The organism is Streptomyces sp. NEAU-174, from assembly GCF_052665095.1.
The window spans coordinates 26,147-49,409 of sequence record NZ_JBQTCE010000033.1; the positions used below are offsets into that span (position 1 = coordinate 26,147).

Consider the following 23,263-nt stretch of genomic DNA (forward strand, 5'->3'; position numbering starts at 1 on the left):
CTGACCAGAGGTGATCGGAGGCTGATCGGAGGCGGTCAGTCCGCGGCCGGTTCCAGCCGCACCGCGCACACCTTGAACTCCGGCATCCGCGACACCGGATCCAGCGCCGGGTTCGTCACCGTGTTGGCCCGCCCCGGCCCCGCCCAGTGGAACGGCATGAACACTGTGTCCGGCCGGATGTCCCGGCTGATCCGGGCCGGGGCCACGGCGCGGCCGCGCCGGGAGACCACCGCGACCGGCGCGCCCTCGGCCACCCCCAGCCGCTCGGCGAGCAGCGGATGGAGCTGGACGTAGGGGCCGGGCGCGGCCTCGTTGAGCTCGTCGACGCGACGGGTCTGGGCGCCGGACTGGTACTGGGCCAGCACCCGTCCCGTCGTCAGCAGCACCGGATACTCCGCGTCCGGCTCCTCGGCCGCCGGGCGATGGCTGACCGGGGCGAAGCGGGCCCGGCCGTCGTCCGTGGCGAAGCGGTCGAGGAAGAGGCGGGGGGTGCCGGGGTGCGGGTGCGCTCCCGCGTTCACGGAGTCGGTCCCCTCCGTGTCCACGGAGTCCTTCGCGCCCCCAGAGGCGGCCCCCTCCGAGCCGTCCCGTTCCACACGCTCCGGGCACGGCCAGAACACTCCGTCCTCCTCCGCGATCCTCCGGTACGTGATGCCCGAGTAGTCCGCCGGGCCCCCGGCCGAGGCCCGCCGCAGCTCCTCGAAGACCTCCTCCGCGTCCGCCGGGAACCCCTTCTCCCAGCCCAGCCGGGCCGCGAGCCCGCTCAGCACCGACAGGTCGGTCCGGACGCCCGGCGGCGGGGTGAGGGCCGCCCGGCGGAGGAGGACCCGGCCCTCCAGGTTGGTCATGGTCCCGGTCTCCTCGGCCCACTGGGCCACCGGCAGCACCACATCGGCGAGCGCGGCGGTCTCCGAGAGCACGACGTCCGCGACCGCCAGGAAGTCCAGCGACCGCAGGCGGGACTCCACATGGGCCGCGCGCGGGGCGGAGACCAGCGGGTTGGAGCCCATCAGCAGCAGCGCCCGGATGTCCTGTCCGAGCGCGTCCAGGAGTTCGTACGCGCTGCGCCCCGGCCCGGGCAGGTCATCGGGTTCGACGCCCCAGACGGCCGCCACATGGGCGCGCGCGGCCGGGTCGTCGAGCTTGCGGTAGCCGGGCAGCTGATCGGCCTTCTGGCCGTGTTCGCGGCCGCCCTGGCCGTTGCCCTGGCCGGTCAGGCAGCCGTAGCCGGACAGCGGGCGGCCCGCGCGGCCGGTGGCCAGGCACAGGTTGATCCACGCGCCGACGGTGTCGGTGCCCTTGGACTGCTGCTCGGGCCCCCGGGCCGTCAGCACCATGGAGCTCTCGGCGTCGCAGAACATCGTGACGGCCTTACGGAGCTCAGGAACCGGGACGCCGGTGATCCGCTCCACCAGCTCCGGCCAGTGGGCCATCGCGGCGGCCCGCGCCTCGGGCCAGCCGCTGGTGCGCCGTTCGACGAACTCCTCGTCCACCCGGCCCTCCGCGACCACCAGGTGCAGCAGCCCCAGCGCGAGCGCGAGATCGGTGCCGGGGCGCGGCGCCAGATGCAGATCCGCCTGCTCGGCCGTGCGGGTCCGCCGGGGATCGACCACGATCAGCCGGCCGCCCGCCTCCTTCAGCTCGGTCAGATAGCGCAGCGCGGGCGGCATGGTTTCGGCCAGGTTCGAGCCGACGAGCACGACGCATCCGGTGCGGGCCACGTCCGCCAGCGGGAACGGCAGCCCTCGGTCGAGACCGAAGGCCCGCTGATGGGCGGCGGCGGCCGAGGACATGCAGAACCGGCCGTTGTAGTCGATCTGCGAGGTGCCGAGCACCACCCGGGCGAACTTCCCCAGCGCGTACGCCTTCTCGTTCGTCAGCCCGCCGCCGCCGAAGACCCCCACCGCGTCGCGGCCGTACGCCCGGCCGGTGGACTCCAGGCCCTCGGCGATCCGGTCGAGGGCCTCCTCCCAGGTGGCCGGTTCGAGCCGGCCGGTGTCAGGGCGGCGGACCAGCGGCTCGGTCAGACGCACCCGGGAGGAGAGCACGGCGGGCGCGGTGCGGCCCTTGCCGCACAGCGCGCCACGGTTGACGGGGAACGCGGTGCGCTCGACCACCTCGACACCGCCCGGACGGCCCTCCGGACGGCCGTCCGGCCCGTCACCGGGGCCGCCGTCCGGCCCGTCACCGGGTCCGTCGCCCGGCGGCACCGGGCGCAGCGCCATCCCGCACTGCAACGAACAGTAAGGGCAGTGCGTATCGACGGGGTCGGAGGAGGCGGGGGAGCGGTCCCCGGTAACCGGAACGTGCGCCATGGGAAGGAGCGTGCTACGGCCGTGTTACAGCCCGCGTCACCTCGCATTACGCCTGCGGGAAGCAGACCTCAGCACGGCACCGGGCGGCCGGTGAAGTCGACGCAATCACCTGTGACGGCCACGCAATGGCGGTGCAATCTGCCGCTGCCAGGCTCTCGCCATGACGCCGCACCCCGCTCCTCCCGGCCCTCCCGGTCCACCCGGCCCTCATGGCACTCAGGGTCCCGACGGCACGGCGGACTTCGACAGTGCCCAGCGGATCATGGCCCAGTTCACCGTCCAGCTCACCACCCAGCTCGACCGGCTGGGCCACCACGGCGTCCGCCGGGGTGGCCACGAGCGCCCGCCGACGCTCGTCGCCGTCGCCCACGGCAGCCGGGACCCCGAGGCGCTGCGCACCGTGCACGCCCTCCTGGACCGCGTCCGCGCGCTCCGCCCCGGACTGCCCGTACGCCTCGGCCATATCGAGCTCAACCGGCCGCTGCTGAGCGACACACTGGCCGCGCTGCGCGGCGAGGCCGTGCTCGTCCCGCTGCTGCTGAGCCGCGGCCACCACATCAAGCAGGACATCCCGGCGGCCGTCGCCGCCGCGCCCCACCTCACCGCCCGGATCGCCGCCCCGCTCGGCCCGGACCCGCTGCTCGCCGAGGCACTGCACGCCCGGCTGGCGGAGGCGGGCCGCCGCGCCGCGGCTCCGCACCGGACGGGCGGGGTCGTCCTCGCCGCCGCGGGCTCCCGCGACCCGGACGCGGCCGTCGACACGGCCCGTACCGCCGCCCTGCTCAGCGCCCGGCTCGGCGGGGTGCCCGTGCTGCCCGGCCACGCCTCCGGCTCCGGCCCCACCGTGCCCGATGCCGTACGCGCCCTGGCCGAGCTCGGCCACGAGCGGATCGCGGTCGCCTCCTACTTCACCGCGCCCGGCCGCTTCGCGACCCAGTGCGCGAGCGCCGCGCCCGGCCTCGCGGCCGCTCCGCTCGGCGCCCATCCGGCGGTGGCGCGTCTCGTATTGCGCCGTTACGAACAGGCGCTGACCTCTGCGCCCTTGTCACACCCGGCGGCTACCGTCGGTGTATGAGCCCCAGCGCACCACCTGAACCCGAACCCGAACCGGATCGGGCCGACACGGCCAGTGTCCCTTCGACCGGCGCCGCCTCGACGGGTGCCGCGTCGGCCGGTGCCTCCTTGACCGGCGCCGCCTCCATCGGTGCCGCCGAGGCCGACCCCCGCCACGTCCCCGGCTATGCCGCGGCGGACCTCGAGCGCTGGGCACCCGAGCCCGACAAGCGGCCGGGCCGGACCGCCTTCCAGCGGGACCGGGCGCGGGTGCTGCACTCCGCCGCGCTGCGCAGACTGGCCGGGAAGACCCAGGTGGTGCCCGCCGCCCCGGCCGCCGACCCCGGCCCCGCCGGGCGCGCCCCGGCCTTCGACGCCACGCCCCGCACCCGGCTGACCCACTCCCTGGAGTGCGCCCAGGTGGGCCGTGAGCTGGGCGCCGCCCTCGGCTGCGACCCGGATCTGGTGGAGACGGCCTGTCTCGCCCATGACCTCGGCCATCCGCCGTTCGGGCACAACGGCGAGCGGGTGCTCAACGAGATCGCCGAGCCCTGCGGCGGTTTCGAGGGGAACGCGCAGTCGCTGCGGCTGCTGGCCCGGCTGGAGCCGAAGCGGTTCGTGCCCGACCGGGGCACCGGCGAGCCGGTGAGCGTCGGGCTCAACCTCACCCGCGCCGCGCTGGACGCCGCCACCAAGTACCCCTGGCCGCGCGGCGGCCATCCGCACGGCCCCCGCTCCCCGAAGTTCGGGGTCTACGAGGACGACGTCCCGATCTTCGAGTGGTACCGGCAGGGCGCCCCCGAGGGCCGTACGACCTTCGAGGCCCAGGTCATGGACTGGTCCGACGATGTCGCCTACTCCGTCCACGACGTCGAGGACGGGCTGCACGCGGGCCATCTGAACCCCGCGAGCCTGCTCGCCGAGCCCGAGCGCCGCGAGGTCTTCGCCGTCGCCGCCGACCGCTACGCACCGGGGGCCGAGCCCGACGAGCTGGCCGAGGCGCTGGACCGGCTGCTGGGCCAGGAGTGGTGGCCGCACGGCTACGACGGCTCGTCCGTCGCCCAGGCCCGCCTCAAGGACGCCACCAGCCAGCTCATCGGCCGCTTCTGCCTGGCCGCCGAGGGCGCCACCCGCGCGGCGTACGGCACGGGCCGCTTCACCCGCTACCGCGCCGAGCTGGTCGTGCCCCGCGCCACCCGCCTGGAGTGCGCGGTCCTCAAGGCGGTCGCCGACCGGTATGTGATCCAGCGCGCCGACCAGGAGCTGGTCCGGGCCGATCAGCGCGTGGTCATCGGCGAGCTCGGCGAGGCCCTGATCGCCCGCGCCCCCGACGGCCTGGACCCCCAGTTCCGCGCGCTCTTCGACGCGGCCGGGGACGACCGGGGCCGGCTGCGGGCGATCGTCGACCAGATCGCCTCCCTGACCGACACCTCGGCCCGGGGGCTGCACGCCCGGCTCACCGGGTGAAGCCGGAAGCCGGACCGGAGCCGGAAGCCGGAGCCGGAAGCCAGAGCCGAAAGCCGGAAGCCGCCCGCCGCCCGCCGGATACCGCTTTCGCGCACACATACGGCCTACCGGCCCTTCCGGACGCACGCGCGGTGCGGGAGGCTCCCCTGGGACACAGCTTTCGGCACATCCTCTCGGCGCGACTTTCTCGGCGCGGCATTGAGGACGGCTTTCGGAACGCACGACCTGACACGACCGGGGTAAGGCACTCATAGAGGAACTGCTCGGCACCGCTCGGCAGCGAGGAGGACACAAGTGGTGGACGCACACCAGACATTCGTCATCGTCGGAGGGGGCCTGGCCGGGGCGAAAGCCGCGGAAACCCTTCGAGCGGAGGGTTTCACCGGGCGGGTGATCCTCATCGGTGACGAACGCGACCACCCGTATGAACGGCCCCCGCTCTCCAAGGGCTTCCTCACCGGCAGCCAGGAGCGCGACAGCGTCTTCGTCCACGAGCCCGCCTGGTACGCCCAGTCCGATATCGAGCTCCACCTCGGTCTGCCCGCCGTCCACCTGGACCGCGCCGCCAAGGCCGTGACCCTGGGCGACGGCACCCGGGTCCACTACGACCGGCTGCTGCTGGCCACCGGCGCCGAGCCGCGCCGCCTCGACATCCCCGGCACCGATCTGGCCGGGGTCCACCATCTGCGTCGGCTCGCCCACGCCGAGCGGCTCAAGGGCGTCCTGTCCACCCTCGGCCGGGACAACGGCCAGCTGGTCATCGCGGGCGCGGGCTGGATCGGTCTCGAGGTCGCGGCCGCCGCCCGTGGCTACGGCGCCGAGGTGACCATCGTCGAGCCCGAGCCCACCCCGCTGCACCCCGTCCTCGGCCCCGAGCTGGGTGCCCTCTTCGCCGACCTCCACGGCGAGCACGGCGTCCGCTTCCACTTCGGCGCCCGCCTCACCGAGATCACCGGCCAGGATGGCATGGTGCTGGCCGCCCTCACCGACGACGGTGAGGAGCACCCCGCCCACAGCGTGCTGGCCGCCATCGGCGCCGCGCCGCGCACCGCCCTCGCCGAGGCCGCGGGGCTCGAGGTGGTGGACCGCGCGGCGGGCGGCGGCATCGCGGTCGACGCCTCGCTGCGCACCAGCGACCCGGACGTCTTCGCGGCGGGCGACGTGGCCTCCGCCCCGCTCGCGTTCCTCGAGGGCACCTCCGTTCGGGCCGCGCTCCCGCCGAGCGCCCGGCTGCGCGTCGAGCACTGGGCCAACGCCCTGAACGGCGGCCCGGCGGCGGCCCGCGCCATGCTCGGCCAGGACGTCGCGTACGACCGGGTGCCGTACTTCTTCTCCGACCAGTACGACGTCGGCCTGGAGTACTCCGGCTACGCACCGCCCGGCAGTTACGACCAGGTGCTGGTGCGCGGCGATGTCGGCAAGCGGCAGTTCATCGCCTTCTGGCTGAACGACGGCCGCCTGCTCGCGGGCATGAACGTGAACGTCTGGGACGTCACCGAATCGATCCAACGGCTCATCCGCGGCGGGCAGCGGCTCGACCCGGCGGTCCTGGCCGACCCGGCCGTCCCGCTCACCTCGCTCCTCCCGTAGCCCCCGGGCAGGTATTCACCGGGGTCCGGCAGGCGGCGGATGGCCATGTCGGACCCCGGCCGTAGAATTCGGGCGTGGCAGGCAGGATCAACGATGACGACGTGAAGGCGGTACGGGCAGCGGTCCCGATCGACGCCGTCGTAGCCGAGTACCTCCAGCTGCGGAACGCGGGGGGTGGCAATCTCAAGGGTCTGTGCCCCTTCCATGACGAGAAGACCCCGTCCTTCCAGGTCAGCCCCAGCAAGGGGCTCTACTACTGCTTCGGCTGCCAGGAGGGCGGCGACACGGTCGACTTCATCATGAAGATCGACCACCTCTCCTTCGCCGAGACCATCGAGCGGCTGGCCTCCCAGTCCGGGATCACCCTGCGGTACGAGGAGGGGGGCTACACCCCCGGCCGCCAGCAGGGCGAGCGCACCCGGCTGGTCGAGGCCCACAAGGTGGCCGCGCAGTTCTACGTGGAGCAGCTGGACCGCCCCGAGGCGGAGATCGGCCGTACGTTCCTGGCCCAGCGCGGCTTCGACCAGGCCGCGGCGCAGCACTTCGGCGTCGGCTACAGCCCGGCCGGCTGGGACCACCTCGTCCGCTTCCTGCGCGGCCGCGGCTTCACCGACAAGGAGCTGATCGTCTCCGGGCTCGCCCAGGAGGGCCGCCGCGGCCCGATCGACCGCTTCCGGGGCCGGCTGATGTGGCCGATCCGGGACATCGCCGGTGAGGTCGTCGGCTTCGGCGCCCGGAAGCTCCGCGACGACGACAACGGCCCGAAGTACCTCAACACCCCCGAGACCCCGCTCTACCGGAAGTCCCAGGTCCTCTACGGCATCGACCTCGCGAAGAAGGACATCGCCAAGTCCAGCCGGGCGGTGGTGGTCGAGGGCTACACGGACGTCATGGCCTGCCATCTCGCGGGCGTCACCACCGCCATCGCCACCTGCGGCACCTCCTTCGGTGGCGACCACATCAAGATCCTCCGACGGCTGCTGATGGACAACTCGGGCGCGGAGGTCGTCTTCACCTTCGACGGCGACGCGGCCGGGCAGAAGGCGGCCCTGCGCGCGTTCGAGGACGATCAGCGGTTCGCCGCCGAGACCTCCATCGCGATCACGCCCGACGGGATGGACCCGTGTGAACTCCGCTTGGCCCGCGGTGACGAGGCCGTGGCGGACCTGGTCGAGAACCGCACCCCGCTGTTCGCGTTCGCGCTGAAGTCGATCGTCTCCCGCTACAACCTGGACACCGAGGAGGGCCGTATCGCCGCGGTCGACGAGGCGGTGCCGGTCGTCGCGGCGATCAAGAACCCCGGGCTGCGGGACCGCTATGCGATCCGGCTCATCGGGATGGTCGGCATCGCCACCCAGGCCGAGGAGCAGTCGATCATCCGCCGGGTGCGCGGGCTGGCCCGCAGCAGGCAGAACGGCGGCGGCCCGGGCGGCCCGGAGCACGGGGGCCGCGGCGATCAGCGGGGCGGCGGCGGTCCGGGCGGGGCCCGGTACGGCGGCCGGGGCGACCAGCGCGGCGGCGGCCCGGGCGGTCCTGGCGGGCCCGGAGGCCCCGGCGGAGGCCCGAACGGGGGCCCCGGCGCCGCGGGCGCTCCGCCGGTCCCGCGCGGCCCCGCGCTGAATCTGCGCAGCCCCGCCCATCGCGTCGAGCGCGAGCTGCTCAAGCTGGCGCTGCAACACCCCCATCTGGTCTCCCCGGCCTTCGACGCCTACGGCATCGACGAGTTCACCGCCCCGCCGTACGCGGCGGTGCGCCGCGCCATCGAGGACGCGGGCGGCGCGGCCGCCGCGGACGACGACTATCTCGCCCGGGTCCGGGAGGCGGCGCCCGACGACACGGTCCGGGCGATGGTCACCGAGCTCGCCGTCGAGCCGCCGCACACCCGCCGCGACCCGGACGAGGTGTACGCGGGGGTGCAGCTGGTGGCCGTCCGGCTGGCCGCGGTGAACCAGCGCGTGACCGAGGTGCGGGGCGCCCTCCAGCGCCTGGGGCAGCACGCCGACCCCGCCCACGTCGCCGCCGTGCAGAACGAGCTCTGGGTGCTTCAGCAGTACGGCCAGTCCCTCCGGGACCGGGGCGCGGCGGCGCTGTAGGAACGAGCGGGCGCTTGGGAAGAACGAGCGGGCGCTCAGGGGAGACAGCGGCGGCCGGGGGCGGCGAGGGCCGGTGGATGGGTTCCGGCCAGCGCGTTCGTGGTCCGGCGGGCGGGCCGGAGGGCTCGCCGTAGCCGCCGGGTAGTCGTACGGTCACGGGCCGCTGAGCAAAAAGTGCTCGCACGCCCCTCGTGGCGGGCCTGTGTCGTACTCCACACTGGGATGCGGTGCCTGAGTCCTCGGAGCGCGGCGGTCTTGGCCGGGTAGGGCCGGAATCCCCCGCAGAGTCGCTCAAGATGTACGGGACGGACGGCGGCGCGGCCGCCGTGCCGTACCCGATCGTTCTGCCCCCTCAGCAGCGATCACCCTGGAGGTCGCCCCCGTGCAGACCCAGACCCTCACCGACGCGGCCCTCGCGGCGCACCCCCTGTCCCCCCACTCGCCTGGCGCCACAGCGGTAGCGCCGGCCATGCCCGAGGACTCGGCGGACCTCGCCCCGGAAGGCGTACCGGATACCGGCCAGGACGCCGCACCGGACCCCATGGCCGAGCTCGCCCCCGGCACCGCCCCGGCCCCGGCGCCCGACGGCGCCGCCCCCGAAGCGGAACCCGCCGAGCCCGCCGAACCCGTGGAGCCCGCCGAGCCCGCCGAGCCTGTCGACTCGGCCGAGGCCGTGGAGCCCGTAGAACCCGTGGAGCCCGTCGAACCGATCGAGCCGCCCGCCCGCGCCGACACCAGCGGCCCCTCCGCCGACCTCTTCCGCCAGTACCTCCGCGAGATCGGGCGGATACCGCTGCTCTCCGCGGTCGAGGAGGTCGAGCTGGCCCGCCGGGTCGAGGCGGGCCTCTTCGCCGAGGAAAAGCTCGGCAACACCCCCGACCTCGACACCCAACTCGCCCTGGACCTGGACCGGTTGGTGGTCCTGGGTCGAATGGCCAAGCGGCGGCTGATCGAGGCCAACCTCCGCCTCGTCGTCTCCGTCGCCAAGCGCTATGTCGGCCGCGGCCTGACCATGCTCGACCTGGTCCAGGAGGGCAACCTCGGCCTGATCCGCGCGGTCGAGAAGTTCGACTACGCCCGCGGCTACAAGTTCTCGACGTACGCCACCTGGTGGATCCGCCAGGCCATGTCCCGCGCCCTGGCCGACCAGGCCCGGACGATCCGGGTCCCGGTGCATGTCGTCGAGCTGATCAACCGGGTGGTCCGGGTCCAGCGCCGGATGCTTCAGGAGCGCGGCTACGAACCCACCCCCGAGGAGGTCGCCGCCCATCTCGACCTGCTCCCGGAGCGGGTGAGCGAGGTGCTGCGGCTGGCCCAGGAGCCGGTGTCGCTCCACGCGCCGGTGGGCGAGGAGGACGATGTCGCCCTCGGCGACCTCATCGAGGACGGCGACGCGGCCTCACCCGTGGAGTCCGCGGCCTTCCTGCTGCTCCGCGAGCACCTGGAGGCCGTGCTGTCGACGCTCGGCGAGCGCGAACGCAAGGTGGTGCAGCTGCGGTACGGCCTGGCCGACGGCCGCCCCCGCACGCTGGAGGAGATCGGCCGGATCTTCGGAGTGACGCGGGAGCGGATCCGCCAGATCGAGTCGAAGACGCTCAACAAGCTCCGCGACCACGCCTTCGCCGATCAGCTGCGGGGCTATCTGGACTAACGCCGCGGCCCCGGCCCACGCGGGCCGGGCCTCACCCGCCGTCGTACCCACCGGTCTCGTACGCACCAACCTCGTACCCACCGGTTGCCCCATGGCCCGCCGCCTCCTGATCGCCGGCGCCGGGCTCGAACGCCGCGGGGTGGATCTGCTCCCGCACCGCCACGTACTGCTGCCGCACCGACTGCCCCACCGGCAGGTCCTCGCCCGGCTCGAAGACCTGGCTCGCCGCGGCCGGCCATCGCGGCGGCTCATGCGGCGAGTGGGTGCCGTGCGAGACGCCCAGCGCCCACGCGGCCTGCCGGGCCGCGCCCAGCGCGGCGTAGTCGGCGGGCTGGACCACCACGACCTGCGCGCCCAGCACCGCGGGCGCGATCGCGCGGACGGCCTGGAGGTCGGCCGCGGGCCCGAGCAGGAAGACGCGCCGCACCTGGACGCCGCGTCCGCGCAGCACGTCCAGCGCGTCCGCGAGCCCGCACAGCATCCCCTCGAACGCGGCCCGCGCCAGATGCTCGGGCTTCATCGAATCGCGCCGCAGCCCGGTCAGCGTCCCGGCGGTATGCGGCAGATGCGGGGTGCGCTCGCCCTCCAGGTACGGCAGCAGCACCAGCCCGTACGAACCCGGGGTGGACTTCATCGCGAGCGCGGAGAGCCCCTCGAGATCCGTGCCGAGCAATTCCGCCGTACCGCGTAGCGCCCGTACCGCGTTGAGCGTATGGACCACCGGTAGATGCATACCGGTGGCGTCCGCGTACGACAGGATCGTGCCGGTCGGATCGGCCAGCGCCTCATGGTGGACGGAGAAGACCGAGCCGGAGGCGCCCAGGGAGATCACCGCGTCGCCGACCCCGACCCCGAGCCCGAAGGCGGCGGCCATGGTCTCGCCCGTACCGGCGGAGATCAGCAGCCCCTCGGGGGTGTGCCCGGCGGCCTCGGCCGGGCCGATCACCTCCGGCAGCCGCACCTGGTGACCGAGGGCCAGCTGGACCAGGTCGGGGCGCCAGGATCCGCTAGCCGCCGACCAGTAGCCGCTGCTGGAGGCCGTACCGCGGTCGGTCGTACGCCGCACCGGCCGCCCCAGCAGTTGCCAGACCAGCCAGTCGTGCGGCTGCATCAGCTCGGCCACGCGGTGCGCCGCGTCCGGCTCGTTCCGCGTCAGCCAGCGCAGCTTGGCCACCGGCTGCGAGGCGGTCGGCACCGCGCCGACCGCCTGGGCCCAGGCGGTGCGGCCGCCGAGCGCCTCGGTGAGGTCGGCGGCCGCGGACTGGGCGCGCTTGTCGTTGCCCACCAGCGCGGGGCGCACCAGCACCCCGCCCGCGTCCAGCGCCAGCAACCCGTGCTGCTGCGCCGAGACGCCGATGGCCTGGACCCCTTCGAGCAGCCCGCCCTCGGCGGCCTCGCCGAGGGACATCAGCCACGCCTGCGGGTCCACATCACCGCTGCCGCCGACCGGATGCGGGGCGTACCCCTGTTTGATCACGGCACCCGTATCGGTGTCACAGACGACGATTCGTGTGCTCTCGGACGAACTGTCCAACCCGGCGACTATCCCCATGGATCAGATCATGCCACCGCCGGGTCTAGGTGTTGCTGGTGCCCCAGTCGTCCTCGCCCACCGCGCGGGGGTCGCGCTGCCCGATCTTCTCGCGCAGCGGCCGGACCTTGTCGAGCGCCCGCACGGCGGCATGCCGGCCTCCTTGGGCGGCCGATTCGGCGGTATTGCGGACGGCCGGGTTCCGTGCGAACTTCTGCGCGCACGCGCGCAGCTGCTCGTATCGCTGGCGGCCGGCTCGCGTGCCCAGTACGTAACCCACAGCCATCCCGGTGATGAACGTCAGCCGGTAGCGCATCGACCTGCCCTTCTCGCTGTCCTTCACAACTGGACCCCGGGGTCGTGCCGCACGTCTACCCGCCCGCGCCGCAGATCACCCACGATCATCCAGAAGATCATCCCTGGAACGGGGGAGCTTCGCCCGGGGACGGACGCGGCGAACCGATTGGCGGAGCACCCCCCTGCTTGCGCTAATGTATGTGTCGCAGCGAGCGCACGCCGTCCGGGCGATCCGGGCGGGGCCACGGTCGCGGCACACGGAGCAATCCCCTGTAGCTCAATTGGCAGAGCAGCCGGCTGTTAACCGGCAGGTTACTGGTTCGAGTCCAGTCGGGGGAGCTCGGTCCCCTGTAGCTCAATTGGCAGAGCATTCGGCTGTTAACCGGAGGGTTACTGGTTCGAGTCCAGTCGGGGGAGCAGTGAGGAGGACCCCTTGCGGGGTCCTTTTTCATTTCCGGCCCCCTCCGGACGTGATCTACGTCATGATCGCAGCCAGGGGGCCTCCCAGCATCGGCCCTTCGAAGCAGCAGATCGTATGAGCGGCTATGCTGCGGCAGACGGCGCGCGCAGATGTGTACGACGCGCCGTTACGGGGCGGTAGCTCAGCCGGTTAGAGCAGCGGACTCATAATCCGTCGGCCGTGGGTTCGAGTCCCACCCGCCCCACCAGGGCACACGCGGGCAGACCCCATCCTGACCTGCGAAGACATAAGAACGGGAGTCGCCGCGCCGACGCGGCGACTCCCGTTCATCCGTTCAGACCAAGATCCAGGGGCCATAGAGGGGACACGGAACCGGTTCAGCGGACGGAGGGCCGTCCCCTTGCCTTCCGGCGCCCGTTCGGAGCTCGGCGGGCGGTCGGGGAAGCGGTCCGGGCGATGGTCGTTCTGTTGGACATGGCGAGCCGTTCATCGGGAAAGCTGAACTCGCCGCCTACGCCGTCGTGCAGGTCGTCGCGGTGGCCGAGGCCGGTCTCCTCAGACTGCCGGATCGCCCGCTGCGCAGACTCCACGTCGCCCAGGTGCCCGAGGGCGCGGGCCTGGATGGCCAGGAGGCGGCGCTTGGCGACGTCACCGAGTCCGCCATACGACAGAGCACTACGGGCATTGACGATAGCCTCCGTTGGCTCGCCGGCGTGATAGGCGAAATGCGGTTCGACGCGAGGTCGCGGCCCCCGGCTTCGGCCGAGCGGGCGGCTCACGTTGTCTGTGGGGTGCCGTAGCGGAGGCCGTCGTAGAGGATGGCGGTGATCTGTCGGGCTGCGTCCTGCCAGCCTTCGGTGGCATGCATGGCGCAGATGCCGCCCAGGGCTCGCAGGAGGGTGGGGCCGGTGACGCCGTCGCGGATGGTGCCGGCCGTGGTGCCCGCGTCGAGCAGTTGGGTGAGGGCGTCGGCCATCTGGGTGCGGGCGTTGTCGAAGACCGGTGAGTTCGTCGCCATGATGCTCTCCAGGGCGACGGCCATCCCCTTGCCCACGGCCGCGTGGTCCACGAGCAGCAGCAGGAAGCGCCGCAGGGACTCGTGCGGGGCGTGTTGCTCCAGGAGCTTTGCGGGAGCGGCGCACAGTTCGTCGACTTCCTTGCGATAGACCTCCTCGACGAGGGCTTCGCGTGTCTCGAAGTGGCGGTAGAGCGTCCCCACGGCTACCCCGGCCCTGCGAGCGATCTCCTCGACGTGCGCGTCGGTGTCGCCGCCGAGGAACGCGTCCCGCGCCGCGGACAGGAGCGCCTCGCGGTTGCGCCGCGCATCGGCGCGCAGCGGACGTGATGACGACAACAGAACCTCCATAAGGTGAGTCCGACTCCGCTTATTGTATTGTTTCCGGAGTCGGGTTCATCTTACGGAGGAGAACTCCCATGACGGTTCCAGGAGAAGCACTGGACGGGCTTCGTGTGCTGGTCACCGGTGGCAGCCGCGGCCTGGGCGAAGCCACTGCCCGCCGCTTCGCCGCAGCGGGCGCGACCGTGCTGACGGCCTCGCGGAGCAAGCCGAGGGAGGACCTGCCGGCCACGTTCATCCCCGCCGATCTCTCCACCGAGCAGGGGGTGGCCGAACTCGGCCGGCAGGTCATCGACCGCGTGGGCGGGGTGGACGTGCTCGTGAACAACGCGGGCGCGGCGAGCACCCCGGCGCCGACCCTGAGCCGGTCGGACGAGTCCTGGCGCGCGGATGTGGAGATGAACCTCCTCAGCGCCGTGCGCCTGGACCGGGCCCTGGTGCCGGGGATGGTCGAGCGGAGGTCCGGTGTCGTCGTGCACGTGTCCTCGATCGCGAGCCGTCTTCCGCAGCGCACGGAGGCGTCCTACGCCGCCGCCAAGGCGGCGCTCAACGCCTACAGCCGCGAACTGGCCACCGAGGTGGGCGAGCACGGGGTGCGCGTGGTGTGTGTCCTGCCAGGCTTTGTCGTCACCGACGGCGCCACCGCCCACCTGCGGCACATCGCCGACCAGCAGGGCGTCAGCACCGACGAGGTCACGCAGCAGATCGTGGACCACCTGAAGGTGCCGATGGGCCGCCCCGGCGATCCCGAGGACGTCGCCGAGATGATCGCCTTCCTCGCGTCCGGGCGCGCGAAGTGGCTCACGGGAGCGCAGTTCCGCGTCGACGGCGGCATCATCCCGGCGCTCTGAGCGACAGCCGGCCCGAAGAACACGAAGAAGAGGACACTATCGTGAACATCACTCTGCGTTCCGTGATCATCGATGCTGCCGACCTGGAGCCGGAGAGCGCCTTCTGGCACCGACTGCTCGGCGGCTCGATCACCCGGACACCGACCCACCACTTCGTCCAGGCCCCCGGCTTTCCGGTACTGGTGATCCAGTCAGCCCCCGGGCATGACGCCCCGGATTGGCCGGACGGCACCTCCCAGCAGATGCACCTCGACTTCGCCGTCGACGATCTCTGGACCGCCGACCGGACGGCGATTGAAGCCGGCGCCAACCGGCTGCGGTCCACCGACGACGTCCATCCGGCTTCCCGAAAGGGCAGCCGGGTCTACGCCAGCCCGGCCGGACACCCTTTCTGTCTGCGCTCAGCCTGAGCGACCGACGCTTTGCCTGGCAGTGGATCCCTAAGACGTCCGATCGCGAAGACAGCGGAACCGTTCGAAGAGAAGGACGCCGACTCCTAGCTGGCGCATGACCACGGCATGGAATTCGCTACGCCATCGTCCCAGGATGAACCAGCGGTAATCCAGGAGAGCGAGACTTACCGTCAACGGATGTTCCAGTCGATTACCAGGAACGACGCAGAAGTTGCTGGCCCGAGGCTCGTGGTGTCCACGGCGCGCAGGCAGTACGTGTCCGCTATCCGATGTGCACCCACGGCGTCCAAAGGCAGCCGCCGAAGACTATTCTATGAGAGTCGTGGTCGTGCAGGGCAGCCCTGATCTTGATGTTGCCGCTTTCTTTGAAGTTGTAGTTGCACAACTGCGGCTTACCGATGCCTTTGGAATCCACGCACGTTCCTGAACGCCCGTCGCTGGTCTTCCAGAAGGCCATCGCTGAGTAGCCATCAGCCTCATTGTCTACGGAGATTACGATGTCGCCTGCGCGGGTCAGCGCCGCAGATGGCTCAGTGCGTGATCACGGGCCCGACCCGGGGGACCCGGGGGTCCTTCAGGGGCCCGGGCGGGCCCAGGTGCCACCGCGGGGCCGGCCAAGTCACCGCCCTCGCCGCGGGGCTTCTTGGCCTCGTCGTCGGGTGCGCTCACCCGGGTAGCCCAGCATGGACATGCTGGGTGACAGATGTTCTTGTGGGCAGATCATCTGCCGTGGCGGTGCCACTCGCGTCCACCGTCGCGGGAGATCCACAGCCCTTCGCCCTTCACCAGGCCGTACGTCGCCGTCGTCGCGTCCGCGATGCCGTAGAGCGTCGTGCCGTCGACGGTCAACGACGTGAACGCCGCGGGTGTCTTCACTTCGTGGAAGGCGTTGTTGGCACGGTCGGCGGCGAGCCAGTAGCGACCGCCCTCCTCGCCGACGAGCAGCCGCCCGTCCGCGAGCGACTCCAGGACCAGGGACTCCGGGCCGCGCTTCAGCTCCCGCCAGGGAATTCCGCCGGTGAGGACCGTCCGCCAGTGCTCGCCGCGGTCCGTCGTCAGCAGCAGACCGCGCACCCGCTCGCCCCGGGTGAGGGACAGCGCCGCGGTGCCACCCCGCGCGGCGAGGACGCCTCCCGCGTACGGCTTCGGGACGGCTCTGGAGCCGAGGGTGTGACCGTCGCGCTGCCATACGACGCGGTTGGGGTCGTCGGTCAGGGGCTGGTCCAGGCTCCAGGCCGTGCCCCGTTCGTCGACGGCGAAGCGGATGGCGTAGTCCGGCGCTCCGGCCGGGGGCGCCACGGTGCGGGTGGCGGGGCGGTAGACGAGGGTCGGCTCCAGTTCGGCGAGCAGGAGGTCGCCGGGGCGGGTGCGCATCGGGGTCTCGGTGATGACGGGCTTGTGCCGCCTGCCGCTTACGTCGAGGACGTACGCTCCCTCCGCTCCCTCGCCCGGCGGCACCCGCGCGAAGCCGCCGCGCACCCCCTTGAACGCGGGCGGCGCGTCCTCCGCGTTCGCGTGTTCCGCGTGCTCGGCCACCGTACGGCCGTCCGGGCCGACGATACGCCAGGCGGTGGCGGCCGGTCCCTCGTCGTCCTCGACATTGCTCGCCTCGTACGCCAGGAGCAGCGAGCCGTCGTCCGCGCGGGCCACATCGGTGGGTGCCCCGGCCGCCTCGATGACATCGGCCGGGCGCGGGTGAGGGTCCTCGATGACGCGTCTGTACGTCGCCTCGCGGTCCCCGGCGTCCCCGTTGCCGGAGCCGCCCGAGCCATCCGAGCCGCCCGGGCCCCCCGGACCGCAGGCGGTCAGCGCCAGCGCCGCACTCGCCGCGGCCGCCATGAGCCCGGCCGTCCGCCTCCCGCGTCCCTCCAGCCACACCATCGCCACATCCTGACACGACTCAACTCCTTTGCGGAAAGCGCGAAGCGCGGCCAGAGTGAACGGATGCGTAAGGACATCGACGCCGTGCCGACAGTGGCCGGGCGCTTCGGATCGGGGGCGGGGACGCGATGAGTGACGCACCGCTGGCGGGAGCCCTGCGGCTGCCGGACGGCTCATGGGTCCGGGGGCGCGGTCTGCGGCATCCGCGGCCGGAGGGGCCGCTGCCCGGGTTCGGGCTGTATCTGGGGTCCAGCCGGTTGCGCGAGCGGCATGACGGGGAGCTGGGGTGGGAGCGCGCGTGGGTCGAGTGGCCCGACTTTCTGCTGCCCCGCGACCGCGACCTGGCCGTACGGCAGATCCGCGCGCTGCACCAGCGGGCCCGTGCGGGCACGCCCGTGGAGGTCGCCTGCGGGGGTGGCGTCGGCCGGACCGGGACCGTCATCGCCTGCCTGGCCGTCTTGGCGGGGGTGGCCCCCGCCGACGCCGTGGCCTGGGCGCGCACCCACCATCACCCCCGGGCCGTCGAGACGCCTTGGCAGCGGCGTTGGGTGGCCCGCTTTCCGGCCGGCTGACGTGGAGATGCTTCCGGCCGGCTGACGTGGAGACGCCTCCGGCCGGAACGACGACGCGTCACGGACTTCTCTCAATGCCCGTGTTCCTTCCGTCACTTGTGGTTCCGGGCGCGCTACGGTGAGGAACCGCATGCATGTCTGGAGGGGAGGCGCATGGTGGACGATGTGGCAGGCCAGGTGGCGGCGGCGATGGTGCAGGCGGCCGGGTCCGACGCGTGGGCGGCGATGCGGGACCGGATCGCCCGGCTGCTGGGCCGCGGCGACGCGGGGCGGGAGCGGGCGGAGCTGGAGCGCCTCGACCGGACGACGTCGGAGCTGGAAGACCCCGAGCTGAGCGAGGAAGAGCGGACACTGTTCCGCCAGACCTGGCAGGTCCGCTTCCGGAGGTTCCTGGAAGGTCTCGACGAAAGTGAGCGCGGGCGGGTGGTCGCCGAACTCCGTGCGCTGGTGGAGCCGTACGGCGAACCCGCGCGGCGCGACGGCGGCGGGGTCCGAAACAACACCTTCAGCGGTCCCACCGCGGTTCAGACCGGCACCGGCAACCAGCAGACGAACCACTTCGGGTCAGGGGCATGACCGGGGGCGGACGCACGGGCGGGGTGTCCGGCAACGACTTCCGTGGGCACGGCGGCGCGCAGGGCGGTTCCCACAACACCCAGATCAACTTCTTCGGCGGACCACCGCGAGGCGGCCGGCGGTGGGTGGCGATCGCCGTGGTCGCGCTGTGCGTGCTGGGCCTGGTCGGCGTGGTCGCTTGGGTGGTGACCAGTTCCGGAGACAACGGCTCCGCGGAGTCCTCGGGCCCTTCTTCCGGCAAGTCGCCGAGTCCGGCACCGCCGTCCCGGGCGGCCGAGGGTGCGGAGGCCCCGGCGCCTTCGGCGTCGCTGTCCGCACCGACCAGCACCATTCAGTGGCGGGGGAAGGTGCGGATCGCCGAACACGGACCGAGGCTCGACAAGGTTCCGCCGAAGATCGACGCGGGCTCCGGCGACCTCGATCTGGGCCTGGTCAACCCGCCCCGGCTCACCGCTTGGCAGCCGGACCTTGCCATCTGGTCGGAGCGGGGAATGCCCACCAAGCAGGAGTGCTCCGAGCTCGTGTCCGCCCAGGGCGTCCGGCAGGTCGAGGCCAAGGTCGGAACGGTGGTGTGCGTGAACACGATGGAAGGCCGTACCGCCGTCCTCACCATCACTTCGATCAGCGACAGCTTCACCACCGGCGTCACGGCCGAGGCGACCGTGTGGTCCCAGTCCGACGGGTAGGCGGATCGGTGGAAGTCGGCCGCGGTTCGGTGGCGCCCCGAAGGGGCGCGGGGCTGTGTCGATATGCGGCTCCGCCGCGGCTGTGTCGATATGCGGCTCCGCCGCGTGGGACCAGCCACGACGGCGCCGCAGACGATCGACGGCAGGTCGGGGCACTTCCAGCGAAGCGCTTAGGCGGTACCCGCGAGGACGGAAGAACCGGGGCCGCCGCGGCGGGCCCCGGTCTCCCGTTCGGTTCCATGGTCCGTTCAACCCTTCACCGCGCCGGAGAGCATCCCGGAGATGAAGTGCCGCTGGAGGAAGACATACGAGGCGACGACCGGCAGGGCGACGATGATGGACGCGGCCGCCAGCACGGAGTACTGGGTGGTGTGCTCGCTCTGGAAGAAGGCCAGGCCGAGCGGTGCGGTGCGCTTGCTCTCGTCGGTGATCATGACCAGCGGGAGCAGGAACTCGTTCCAGGTCCACATGAACACCAGCATCGCCATCGTCAGCAGCGCCGGACGGCTGGTGGGCACCAGGATCCGCCACAGCAGCCGCCAGTCGGACGCCCCGTCCAGGCGCGCCGCCTCGATGACGCTGACCGGCACCGAGCGGAAGAAGTTGCGCATCCAGAAGACGCCGAAGGCGAGGGACTGGGCGGTCTGCGGGAGGATCAGCGACCAGTAGGAATCGGTGAGTCCGGTGTCGCGCAGGTTGAAGTAGAGCGGGATGACGAACGCCTCGGGCGGCACCATCAGCCCGATGAGGGTGACGTAGAAGAGGACTGACCGGCCGGGGTAGTCGAAGTGCGCGAAGGAGAAGCCCGCCAGGATCGCCAGGACGGCCGTCAGGAACACCACCGACAACGCGACCAGCAGGCTGGAGGTCAGATAGGTGGCGAAGTGGCCCTGGCGCCAGGCGGTGGAGAAGTTGCCGAGGTCCAGGTGGTGAGGCCAGGTGAAGGAGGGCCCGGACTCCGCGGCGGGGGTCAGCGCGGAGGACACCACGCCGATCAGCGGCAGCAGGGCCAGCGCGGCGAAGAGGGTGAGGATGGCGTAGTTGAACGCCCGTTCGCGGCCTGAGATCACGTCTCGTCCTCCTGTGGCTGGACCTTGGTGATCAGGAAGGTCAGAAGGAGGATCACCGCGGTCAGGGTGACGGCGATGGCGCAGGCCGAGCCGACCTGGCCGGTGCCGAAGGCCCGGTTGTAGACCTCGTAGGCGGGCAGGCTGGTGGCGTTGCCCGGGCCGCCGTGGGTGGCGACGTACACCAGGTCGAAGGTGCGCAGGGCGGCGATCACGGTGAGGGTGAGCGCGACGGTGATCTGCCCGCGCAGCCCGGGCAGGGTGACGGCGAAGAACTCCCGCACCGGGCCCGCCCCGTCCAGCTTCGCCGCCTCGTACAGCTCCGCCGGGATCTGCCCGATGCCGGCGATGAACAGCACCAGACACAGGCCGATCTCCAGCCAGGTGCCGATGAGTCCGACGGCGGGCAGGGCGGTGGAGAAGTCGCCGAGCCAGGGGCGGGCGACCGTCTCGAGACCGATGGCGCGCAGCGCGGTGTTGAGCACGCCGTCGGGAGCGTAGATCGCCGTCCAGGCGGTGGCGGTCACGACCATGGCGACCACCTGCGGCAGGAAGATCATCGCGCGGAAGACGGAGACGCCGCGCAGCCGGCCGGCCCGCGTGGTGACCGCGGCGAGCACCAGGGCGAGCGCGATCGGGATGACGGAGAAGAACAGGATCAGGACGAAGGAGTGGAGGAAGCCCGCGCGCAGCTGCGGGTCGCGGGCGATCTCGGTGTAGTTGTCGAACCCGGCCCAGGTGGAGACGGAGATCCCGTCCCAGTGGAAGAGGGAGATCTGCACCAGCTGGCCGAGCGGGATCAGCAGGAAGACGGTGAGGACGATCAGGGCGGGAAGGGCGTAGAGGTAGCCCTTCCACTGGATGACGCGGCCGCGGCGCCGGACCGGCTCCCGGGTGGGGGCGCCGGCCGGACGCTTGCGTGCCGTCGGGCGGTGTGCGGTGGCGGCCATGAGATGGGGGTCTACCTGCTGTTCTGGAAGGAGGAGTAGTCGGACTGGAGCCGAGTGGTGAACGCCTTGGGGGTGAGGTGCCCGGCGGTCAGCTCCTGGACGGCGGCGGTGAGGGTGTCGTAGAAGGTCGGGGTGGTGTAGTCGAGGTAGGGCAGCAGTCCGTCCTTCTCGCTCACGGCCTTCCACCGCGTGAGGATGTCCGCGTCGACGGTGCCGGGTGTCGGCTTGTAGTCGGCCGGGGGAAGGGCCGGCAGGTTCCCGTGGGAGGCGGCGACCTTCATGCCGTTCTTGTTGACGAGGAAGTCGATGTACGCGCCGGCGACGTCCGGGTGCTTGGACTTGGAGGTCACGGACCATGCGAGGCCCTCGCCGCCCTGGGTGAGCGGGGGCTGCCCGGCGGCGGGGCTGAGCGCGGTGAAGCCGACGTTCTGCTTCATCTTCGGGGCGAGGACGGCCGACTGCCAGGTGCCTTCCAGGAGGAACAGGGACTTGCCCCGGCCGAAGGAGTCGACGGCCTGGTCCTTGCTCTTGCCGTTGAAGCCGGAGCCCAGATACCCCTTGTCGGCCCAGCGGCGCAGCGTGGTCGCGGCCTTGAGGGTGCCGGAGTCCGTCCACTTGGCGTCGCCCTCGTCGAAGACGAGCTTGCGGACCTCGGGCTTGCCGGCGGCGAGGGCCTGGATGACGCCGAAGATGTGGATGCCGGGGCTCTTGTCGGCGTCGCCGTAGGAAAGGGGTTGCAGGCCCGACGCCTTGGCCTTGGCCAGTGCGGTCTCGAAGTCGCCGAGCGTGGTGGGCACGGACAGGCCGAGCGACTTCAGCTTGGCCTTGTTGTAGTAGATGCCGATGATCTCACCGGTCTGCGAGACGCCGTACAGATCGCCGGTCTCCCAGGTCTTGCCGTCGGGGGAGAAGCGGTTGAGGTCGAGCAACTGGGACGGGAAGGAGGAGTCCCAGCCGTAGGCCTTGGCGTAGCGGTCCACCGGCTGGAGCAGCTTGGCCTTCACGAAGGCGCCCATGTCGGGGTAGCCCTGGTTCGCCTGGACGACGTCGGGCGGGTTGGCGGAGGACAGCGCGAGCTTCAGGGTGGTCTTGAGGTCGGCGAACGACCGGGAGACGCGCTTGATGGTGACGTTCGGGTACTTCGCCATGAACGCCTTGTTGAGCGCCTCGGTGGAGACGTTGGCGCCCGGGTCGGTGTTCTGGTCCCACACGGTGAGGGTGACCTTCCCGGCCTTGGCGGGGTCGGTGGAGACCGGGCCGGAGGTCTTGGCGCTGGTGGCCGATCCGCCGCTCGGGCCGGGGGAGCAGGCCGCGACACCGGTCAGGACACCGGTGGCGAGGGCCGCCGCGGCTATGAGACGCCGACGGGGGCGTCGTGGGGTTCTCTCGGCCATGGGGTGGTCCTCCTGGTGCTGGGGGTGCTGGGGGTGCGGTCGTACGGGGCTGAGGGTGCGGTGGGTGCCGGGGCGCGGGAGCTAGGGCTTGATCGCCCGGATGCGGACCAGGTCCGCATCCGGAATGCCGGGGGTGCGTTCGAGGAAGGCGTCGATCGCCTCCCACCGCGGTGCGCTGTTCGCGCCGCCCAGGCTCTGCACCGACAGCGCGGCGCACAGTCCGGCGAAGCGGAGCCGGGTGGTGAGGGGCCAGCCGTGGTTCAGGCCGGTGATCAGTCCCGCGGTGAACACATCACCGGCGCCGGTGGGATCGACGGCCGGCACCCGGGGTACGGTGACCCGGACCAGCTCACCGGTGACGCCGTCCACCGCGACCGCGCCGTTTCCGCCATCGGTCACGACGACGTCGGGCACATGGTCGGCGAGGACCTTCACGGCCTCCTCGACCGTGCCGGTGCGGGTGTAGCTCGTCGCCTCGACGGCGTTGCAGATGAACACGTCGACCTCGGCGAGCCGGGTGAGCAGCTCCCGGGACCACTGGCCGGTGGAGTCCCAGCCGACGCCGCCCACCACCCGGGTGCCGCGGGCGCGGAACTCGGCCGCCCAGGCGGGCAGCGGCTGTCCGATCCCGAGCTGGAGGAAGCGGACGGCGGGCAGCTCGCCCTCCCACACCTCGGGGCGCAGGGCCCCCTTCTCCTCGTAGGTGAGGAAGGCGCGGTCGTGTTCCTGGGTCACCGCGACCGTGACCGGGGTGTGCACGGCGGGGTCGCGGCGCAGCCAGGTCGGATCCAGGTTCTGCTCGGCCGCGAGCCGGGCGGCCAGGTGCTCGCCGAAGAGGTCGGTGCCGATCACCCCCAGGATCCCGGTCCGCAGCCCGAGGCGGGCGGTGGCGACGGCGCGGGTCGCGGTTCCCCCGGGGGAGACGGCGAACCGGTCGGCGAACACCTCGGTTCCCGGGGTGGGCAGATGGGGGATGCCGCCGAGGACGAGGTCGCAGAAGACCTCGCCGGCGAAGAGCACGTCGAGCACGGAGACCGCCTCTTTCCGGTGCGACCACGGTGAAGTGCTCAACTATGAGCACCGCCCATGCGGAATGAC

Annotated in this window: 19 protein-coding genes and 3 tRNA genes; 13 read left to right on the forward strand and 9 right to left on the reverse strand. The window is 72.2% G+C overall.

From position 1 onward, the window contains the following. Nucleotides 1–35: 35 nt before the first annotated feature. Nucleotides 36–2,315 carry a molybdopterin oxidoreductase family protein gene (locus tag ACT2CW_RS48280; RefSeq protein ID WP_445521188.1) on the reverse strand — a complete coding sequence of 760 codons (2,280 nt, stop codon included), beginning with the start codon at nucleotides 2,313–2,315 and terminating at the stop codon, nucleotides 36–38. Between the two features lie 262 nt (nucleotides 2,316–2,577). On the opposite strand from ACT2CW_RS48280, the gene ACT2CW_RS48285 reads away from it, so the two are divergent. The 5 genes from ACT2CW_RS48285 (at nucleotide 2,578) to ACT2CW_RS48305 (ending at nucleotide 10,169) form a co-directional block, all read left to right on the forward strand. Next, nucleotides 2,578–3,390 carry a sirohydrochlorin chelatase gene (locus ACT2CW_RS48285; RefSeq protein ID WP_445521189.1) on the forward strand — a complete coding sequence of 271 codons (813 nt, stop codon included), beginning with the start codon at nucleotides 2,578–2,580 and terminating at the stop codon, nucleotides 3,388–3,390. Then, complete coding sequence (locus ACT2CW_RS48290) at nucleotides 3,387–4,835, forward strand: deoxyguanosinetriphosphate triphosphohydrolase (protein ID WP_445521190.1); 1,449 nt, start codon at nucleotides 3,387–3,389, stop codon at nucleotides 4,833–4,835. The genes ACT2CW_RS48285 and ACT2CW_RS48290 overlap by 4 nt, the downstream gene beginning before the upstream one ends. Before the next feature lie 294 nt (nucleotides 4,836–5,129). Next, on the forward strand, nucleotides 5,130–6,425 hold the full coding sequence (locus ACT2CW_RS48295; protein WP_138915788.1) for an NAD(P)/FAD-dependent oxidoreductase: 1,296 nt from the start codon (nucleotides 5,130–5,132) through the stop codon (nucleotides 6,423–6,425). A gap of 74 nt (nucleotides 6,426–6,499) precedes the next feature. Next, a complete protein-coding gene (gene dnaG, locus ACT2CW_RS48300; RefSeq protein ID WP_445521191.1) occupies nucleotides 6,500–8,518 on the forward strand; it encodes a DNA primase in 2,019 nt (672 codons plus the stop codon). 382 nt (nucleotides 8,519–8,900) lie between these two features. Then, nucleotides 8,901–10,169 (forward strand): RNA polymerase sigma factor, encoded by a 1,269-nt coding sequence (locus tag ACT2CW_RS48305; protein WP_445521192.1) that lies wholly within the window; start codon nucleotides 8,901–8,903, stop codon nucleotides 10,167–10,169. A 31-nt stretch (nucleotides 10,170–10,200) separates the two neighbouring features. Here ACT2CW_RS48305 and ACT2CW_RS48310 read toward each other — a convergent pair whose 3' ends face one another. Beyond that, entirely contained in the window at nucleotides 10,201–11,721 is a 1,521-nt protein-coding gene (locus tag ACT2CW_RS48310) for an FGGY family carbohydrate kinase (RefSeq protein WP_445521193.1), read from the reverse strand. A 25-nt stretch (nucleotides 11,722–11,746) separates the two neighbouring features. Continuing rightward, a complete protein-coding gene (locus tag ACT2CW_RS48315) occupies nucleotides 11,747–12,016 on the reverse strand; it encodes a hypothetical protein (RefSeq protein WP_020871515.1) in 270 nt (89 codons plus the stop codon). Between the two features lie 247 nt (nucleotides 12,017–12,263). Here ACT2CW_RS48315 and ACT2CW_RS48320 point away from each other — a divergent pair. From ACT2CW_RS48320 to ACT2CW_RS48330, 3 genes are all read left to right on the forward strand, one after another. After that, nucleotides 12,264–12,336, forward strand: a tRNA-Asn gene (locus ACT2CW_RS48320). Between the two features lie 5 nt (nucleotides 12,337–12,341). Next, nucleotides 12,342–12,414 (forward strand) — tRNA-Asn (locus tag ACT2CW_RS48325). 174 nt (nucleotides 12,415–12,588) lie between these two features. After that, nucleotides 12,589–12,665, forward strand: a tRNA-Ile gene (locus ACT2CW_RS48330). 528 nt (nucleotides 12,666–13,193) lie between these two features. On the opposite strand, the gene ACT2CW_RS48335 is transcribed toward ACT2CW_RS48330, so the two are convergent. After that, complete coding sequence (locus ACT2CW_RS48335; RefSeq protein WP_445521194.1) at nucleotides 13,194–13,772, reverse strand: TetR/AcrR family transcriptional regulator; 579 nt, start codon at nucleotides 13,770–13,772, stop codon at nucleotides 13,194–13,196. 80 nt (nucleotides 13,773–13,852) lie between these two features. Here ACT2CW_RS48335 and ACT2CW_RS48340 point away from each other — a divergent pair, with 80 nt between their 5' ends. Together ACT2CW_RS48340 and ACT2CW_RS48345 are read left to right on the forward strand one after the other, a co-directional pair. After that, nucleotides 13,853–14,626, forward strand: coding sequence for an oxidoreductase (locus tag ACT2CW_RS48340; protein ID WP_445521195.1), 774 nt, complete (start codon nucleotides 13,853–13,855; stop codon nucleotides 14,624–14,626). 41 nt (nucleotides 14,627–14,667) lie between these two features. Beyond that, nucleotides 14,668–15,036 (forward strand): VOC family protein, encoded by a 369-nt coding sequence (locus tag ACT2CW_RS48345; RefSeq protein WP_445521196.1) that lies wholly within the window; start codon nucleotides 14,668–14,670, stop codon nucleotides 15,034–15,036. Nucleotides 15,037–15,759: 723 nt separating this feature from the next. Here ACT2CW_RS48345 and ACT2CW_RS48350 read toward each other — a convergent pair. Further along, on the reverse strand, nucleotides 15,760–16,920 hold the full coding sequence (locus tag ACT2CW_RS48350) for a hypothetical protein (RefSeq protein ID WP_445521197.1): 1,161 nt from the start codon (nucleotides 16,918–16,920) through the stop codon (nucleotides 15,760–15,762). A gap of 128 nt (nucleotides 16,921–17,048) precedes the next feature. Between ACT2CW_RS48350 and ACT2CW_RS48355 the strand changes: the two genes are divergently transcribed. The 3 genes from ACT2CW_RS48355 to ACT2CW_RS48365 all read left to right on the forward strand — a co-directional run bounded on the left by ACT2CW_RS48355 (nucleotide 17,049) and on the right by ACT2CW_RS48365 (nucleotide 18,754). Continuing rightward, the gene (locus ACT2CW_RS48355) at nucleotides 17,049–17,492 is read left to right on the forward strand and encodes a protein-tyrosine phosphatase family protein (RefSeq protein WP_445521198.1); all 444 of its coding nucleotides are present in this window, start codon (nucleotides 17,049–17,051) and stop codon (nucleotides 17,490–17,492) included. Nucleotides 17,493–17,645: 153 nt separating this feature from the next. After that, the gene (locus ACT2CW_RS48360) at nucleotides 17,646–18,068 is read left to right on the forward strand and encodes a hypothetical protein (RefSeq protein ID WP_138915805.1); all 423 of its coding nucleotides are present in this window, start codon (nucleotides 17,646–17,648) and stop codon (nucleotides 18,066–18,068) included. Beyond that, on the forward strand, nucleotides 18,065–18,754 hold the full coding sequence (locus ACT2CW_RS48365; protein ID WP_445521199.1) for a hypothetical protein: 690 nt from the start codon (nucleotides 18,065–18,067) through the stop codon (nucleotides 18,752–18,754). The genes ACT2CW_RS48360 and ACT2CW_RS48365 overlap by 4 nt, the downstream gene beginning before the upstream one ends. Nucleotides 18,755–19,002: 248 nt before the next feature. On the opposite strand, the gene ACT2CW_RS48370 is transcribed toward ACT2CW_RS48365, so the two are convergent. From ACT2CW_RS48370 to ACT2CW_RS48385, 4 genes are all read right to left on the reverse strand, one after another. Next, nucleotides 19,003–19,824, reverse strand: a complete 822-nt coding sequence (locus ACT2CW_RS48370) for a carbohydrate ABC transporter permease (RefSeq protein ID WP_138915807.1) — start codon at nucleotides 19,822–19,824, stop codon at nucleotides 19,003–19,005. Then, nucleotides 19,821–20,771, reverse strand: coding sequence for a carbohydrate ABC transporter permease (locus ACT2CW_RS48375; RefSeq protein WP_445521200.1), 951 nt, complete (start codon nucleotides 20,769–20,771; stop codon nucleotides 19,821–19,823). The genes ACT2CW_RS48370 and ACT2CW_RS48375 overlap by 4 nt, the downstream gene beginning before the upstream one ends. A gap of 11 nt (nucleotides 20,772–20,782) precedes the next feature. Beyond that, the gene (locus ACT2CW_RS48380) at nucleotides 20,783–22,165 is read right to left on the reverse strand and encodes an extracellular solute-binding protein (RefSeq protein WP_445521201.1); all 1,383 of its coding nucleotides are present in this window, start codon (nucleotides 22,163–22,165) and stop codon (nucleotides 20,783–20,785) included. 81 nt (nucleotides 22,166–22,246) lie between these two features. After that, nucleotides 22,247–23,236 carry a carbohydrate kinase family protein gene (locus ACT2CW_RS48385; RefSeq protein WP_445521202.1) on the reverse strand — a complete coding sequence of 330 codons (990 nt, stop codon included), beginning with the start codon at nucleotides 23,234–23,236 and terminating at the stop codon, nucleotides 22,247–22,249. Nucleotides 23,237–23,263: the final 27 nt, after the last annotated feature.

Bases quoted from the DNA above. Each gene is read 5' to 3' on its own strand.
- ACT2CW_RS48350 (WP_445521197.1), bottom strand. From the start codon at position 16,920: ATGGTGTGGCTGGAGGGACGCGGGAGGCGGACGGCCGGGCTCATGGCG.
- ACT2CW_RS48290 (WP_445521190.1), top strand. From the start codon at position 3,387: ATGAGCCCCAGCGCACCACCTGAACCCGAACCCGAACCGGATCGGGCC.
- ACT2CW_RS48360 (WP_138915805.1), top strand. From the start codon at position 17,646: ATGGTGGACGATGTGGCAGGCCAGGTGGCGGCGGCGATGGTGCAGGCG.
- ACT2CW_RS48310 (WP_445521193.1), bottom strand. From the start codon at position 11,721: ATGGGGATAGTCGCCGGGTTGGACAGTTCGTCCGAGAGCACACGAATC.
- ACT2CW_RS48340 (WP_445521195.1), top strand. From the start codon at position 13,853: ATGACGGTTCCAGGAGAAGCACTGGACGGGCTTCGTGTGCTGGTCACC.
- ACT2CW_RS48280 (WP_445521188.1), bottom strand. From the start codon at position 2,315: ATGGCGCACGTTCCGGTTACCGGGGACCGCTCCCCCGCCTCCTCCGAC.
- ACT2CW_RS48375 (WP_445521200.1), bottom strand. From the start codon at position 20,771: ATGGCCGCCACCGCACACCGCCCGACGGCACGCAAGCGTCCGGCCGGC.
- ACT2CW_RS48365 (WP_445521199.1), top strand. From the start codon at position 18,065: ATGACCGGGGGCGGACGCACGGGCGGGGTGTCCGGCAACGACTTCCGT.
- ACT2CW_RS48380 (WP_445521201.1), bottom strand. From the start codon at position 22,165: ATGGCCGAGAGAACCCCACGACGCCCCCGTCGGCGTCTCATAGCCGCG.
- ACT2CW_RS48285 (WP_445521189.1), top strand. From the start codon at position 2,578: ATGGCCCAGTTCACCGTCCAGCTCACCACCCAGCTCGACCGGCTGGGC.
- ACT2CW_RS48355 (WP_445521198.1), top strand. From the start codon at position 17,049: ATGAGTGACGCACCGCTGGCGGGAGCCCTGCGGCTGCCGGACGGCTCA.
- ACT2CW_RS48315 (WP_020871515.1), bottom strand. From the start codon at position 12,016: ATGCGCTACCGGCTGACGTTCATCACCGGGATGGCTGTGGGTTACGTA.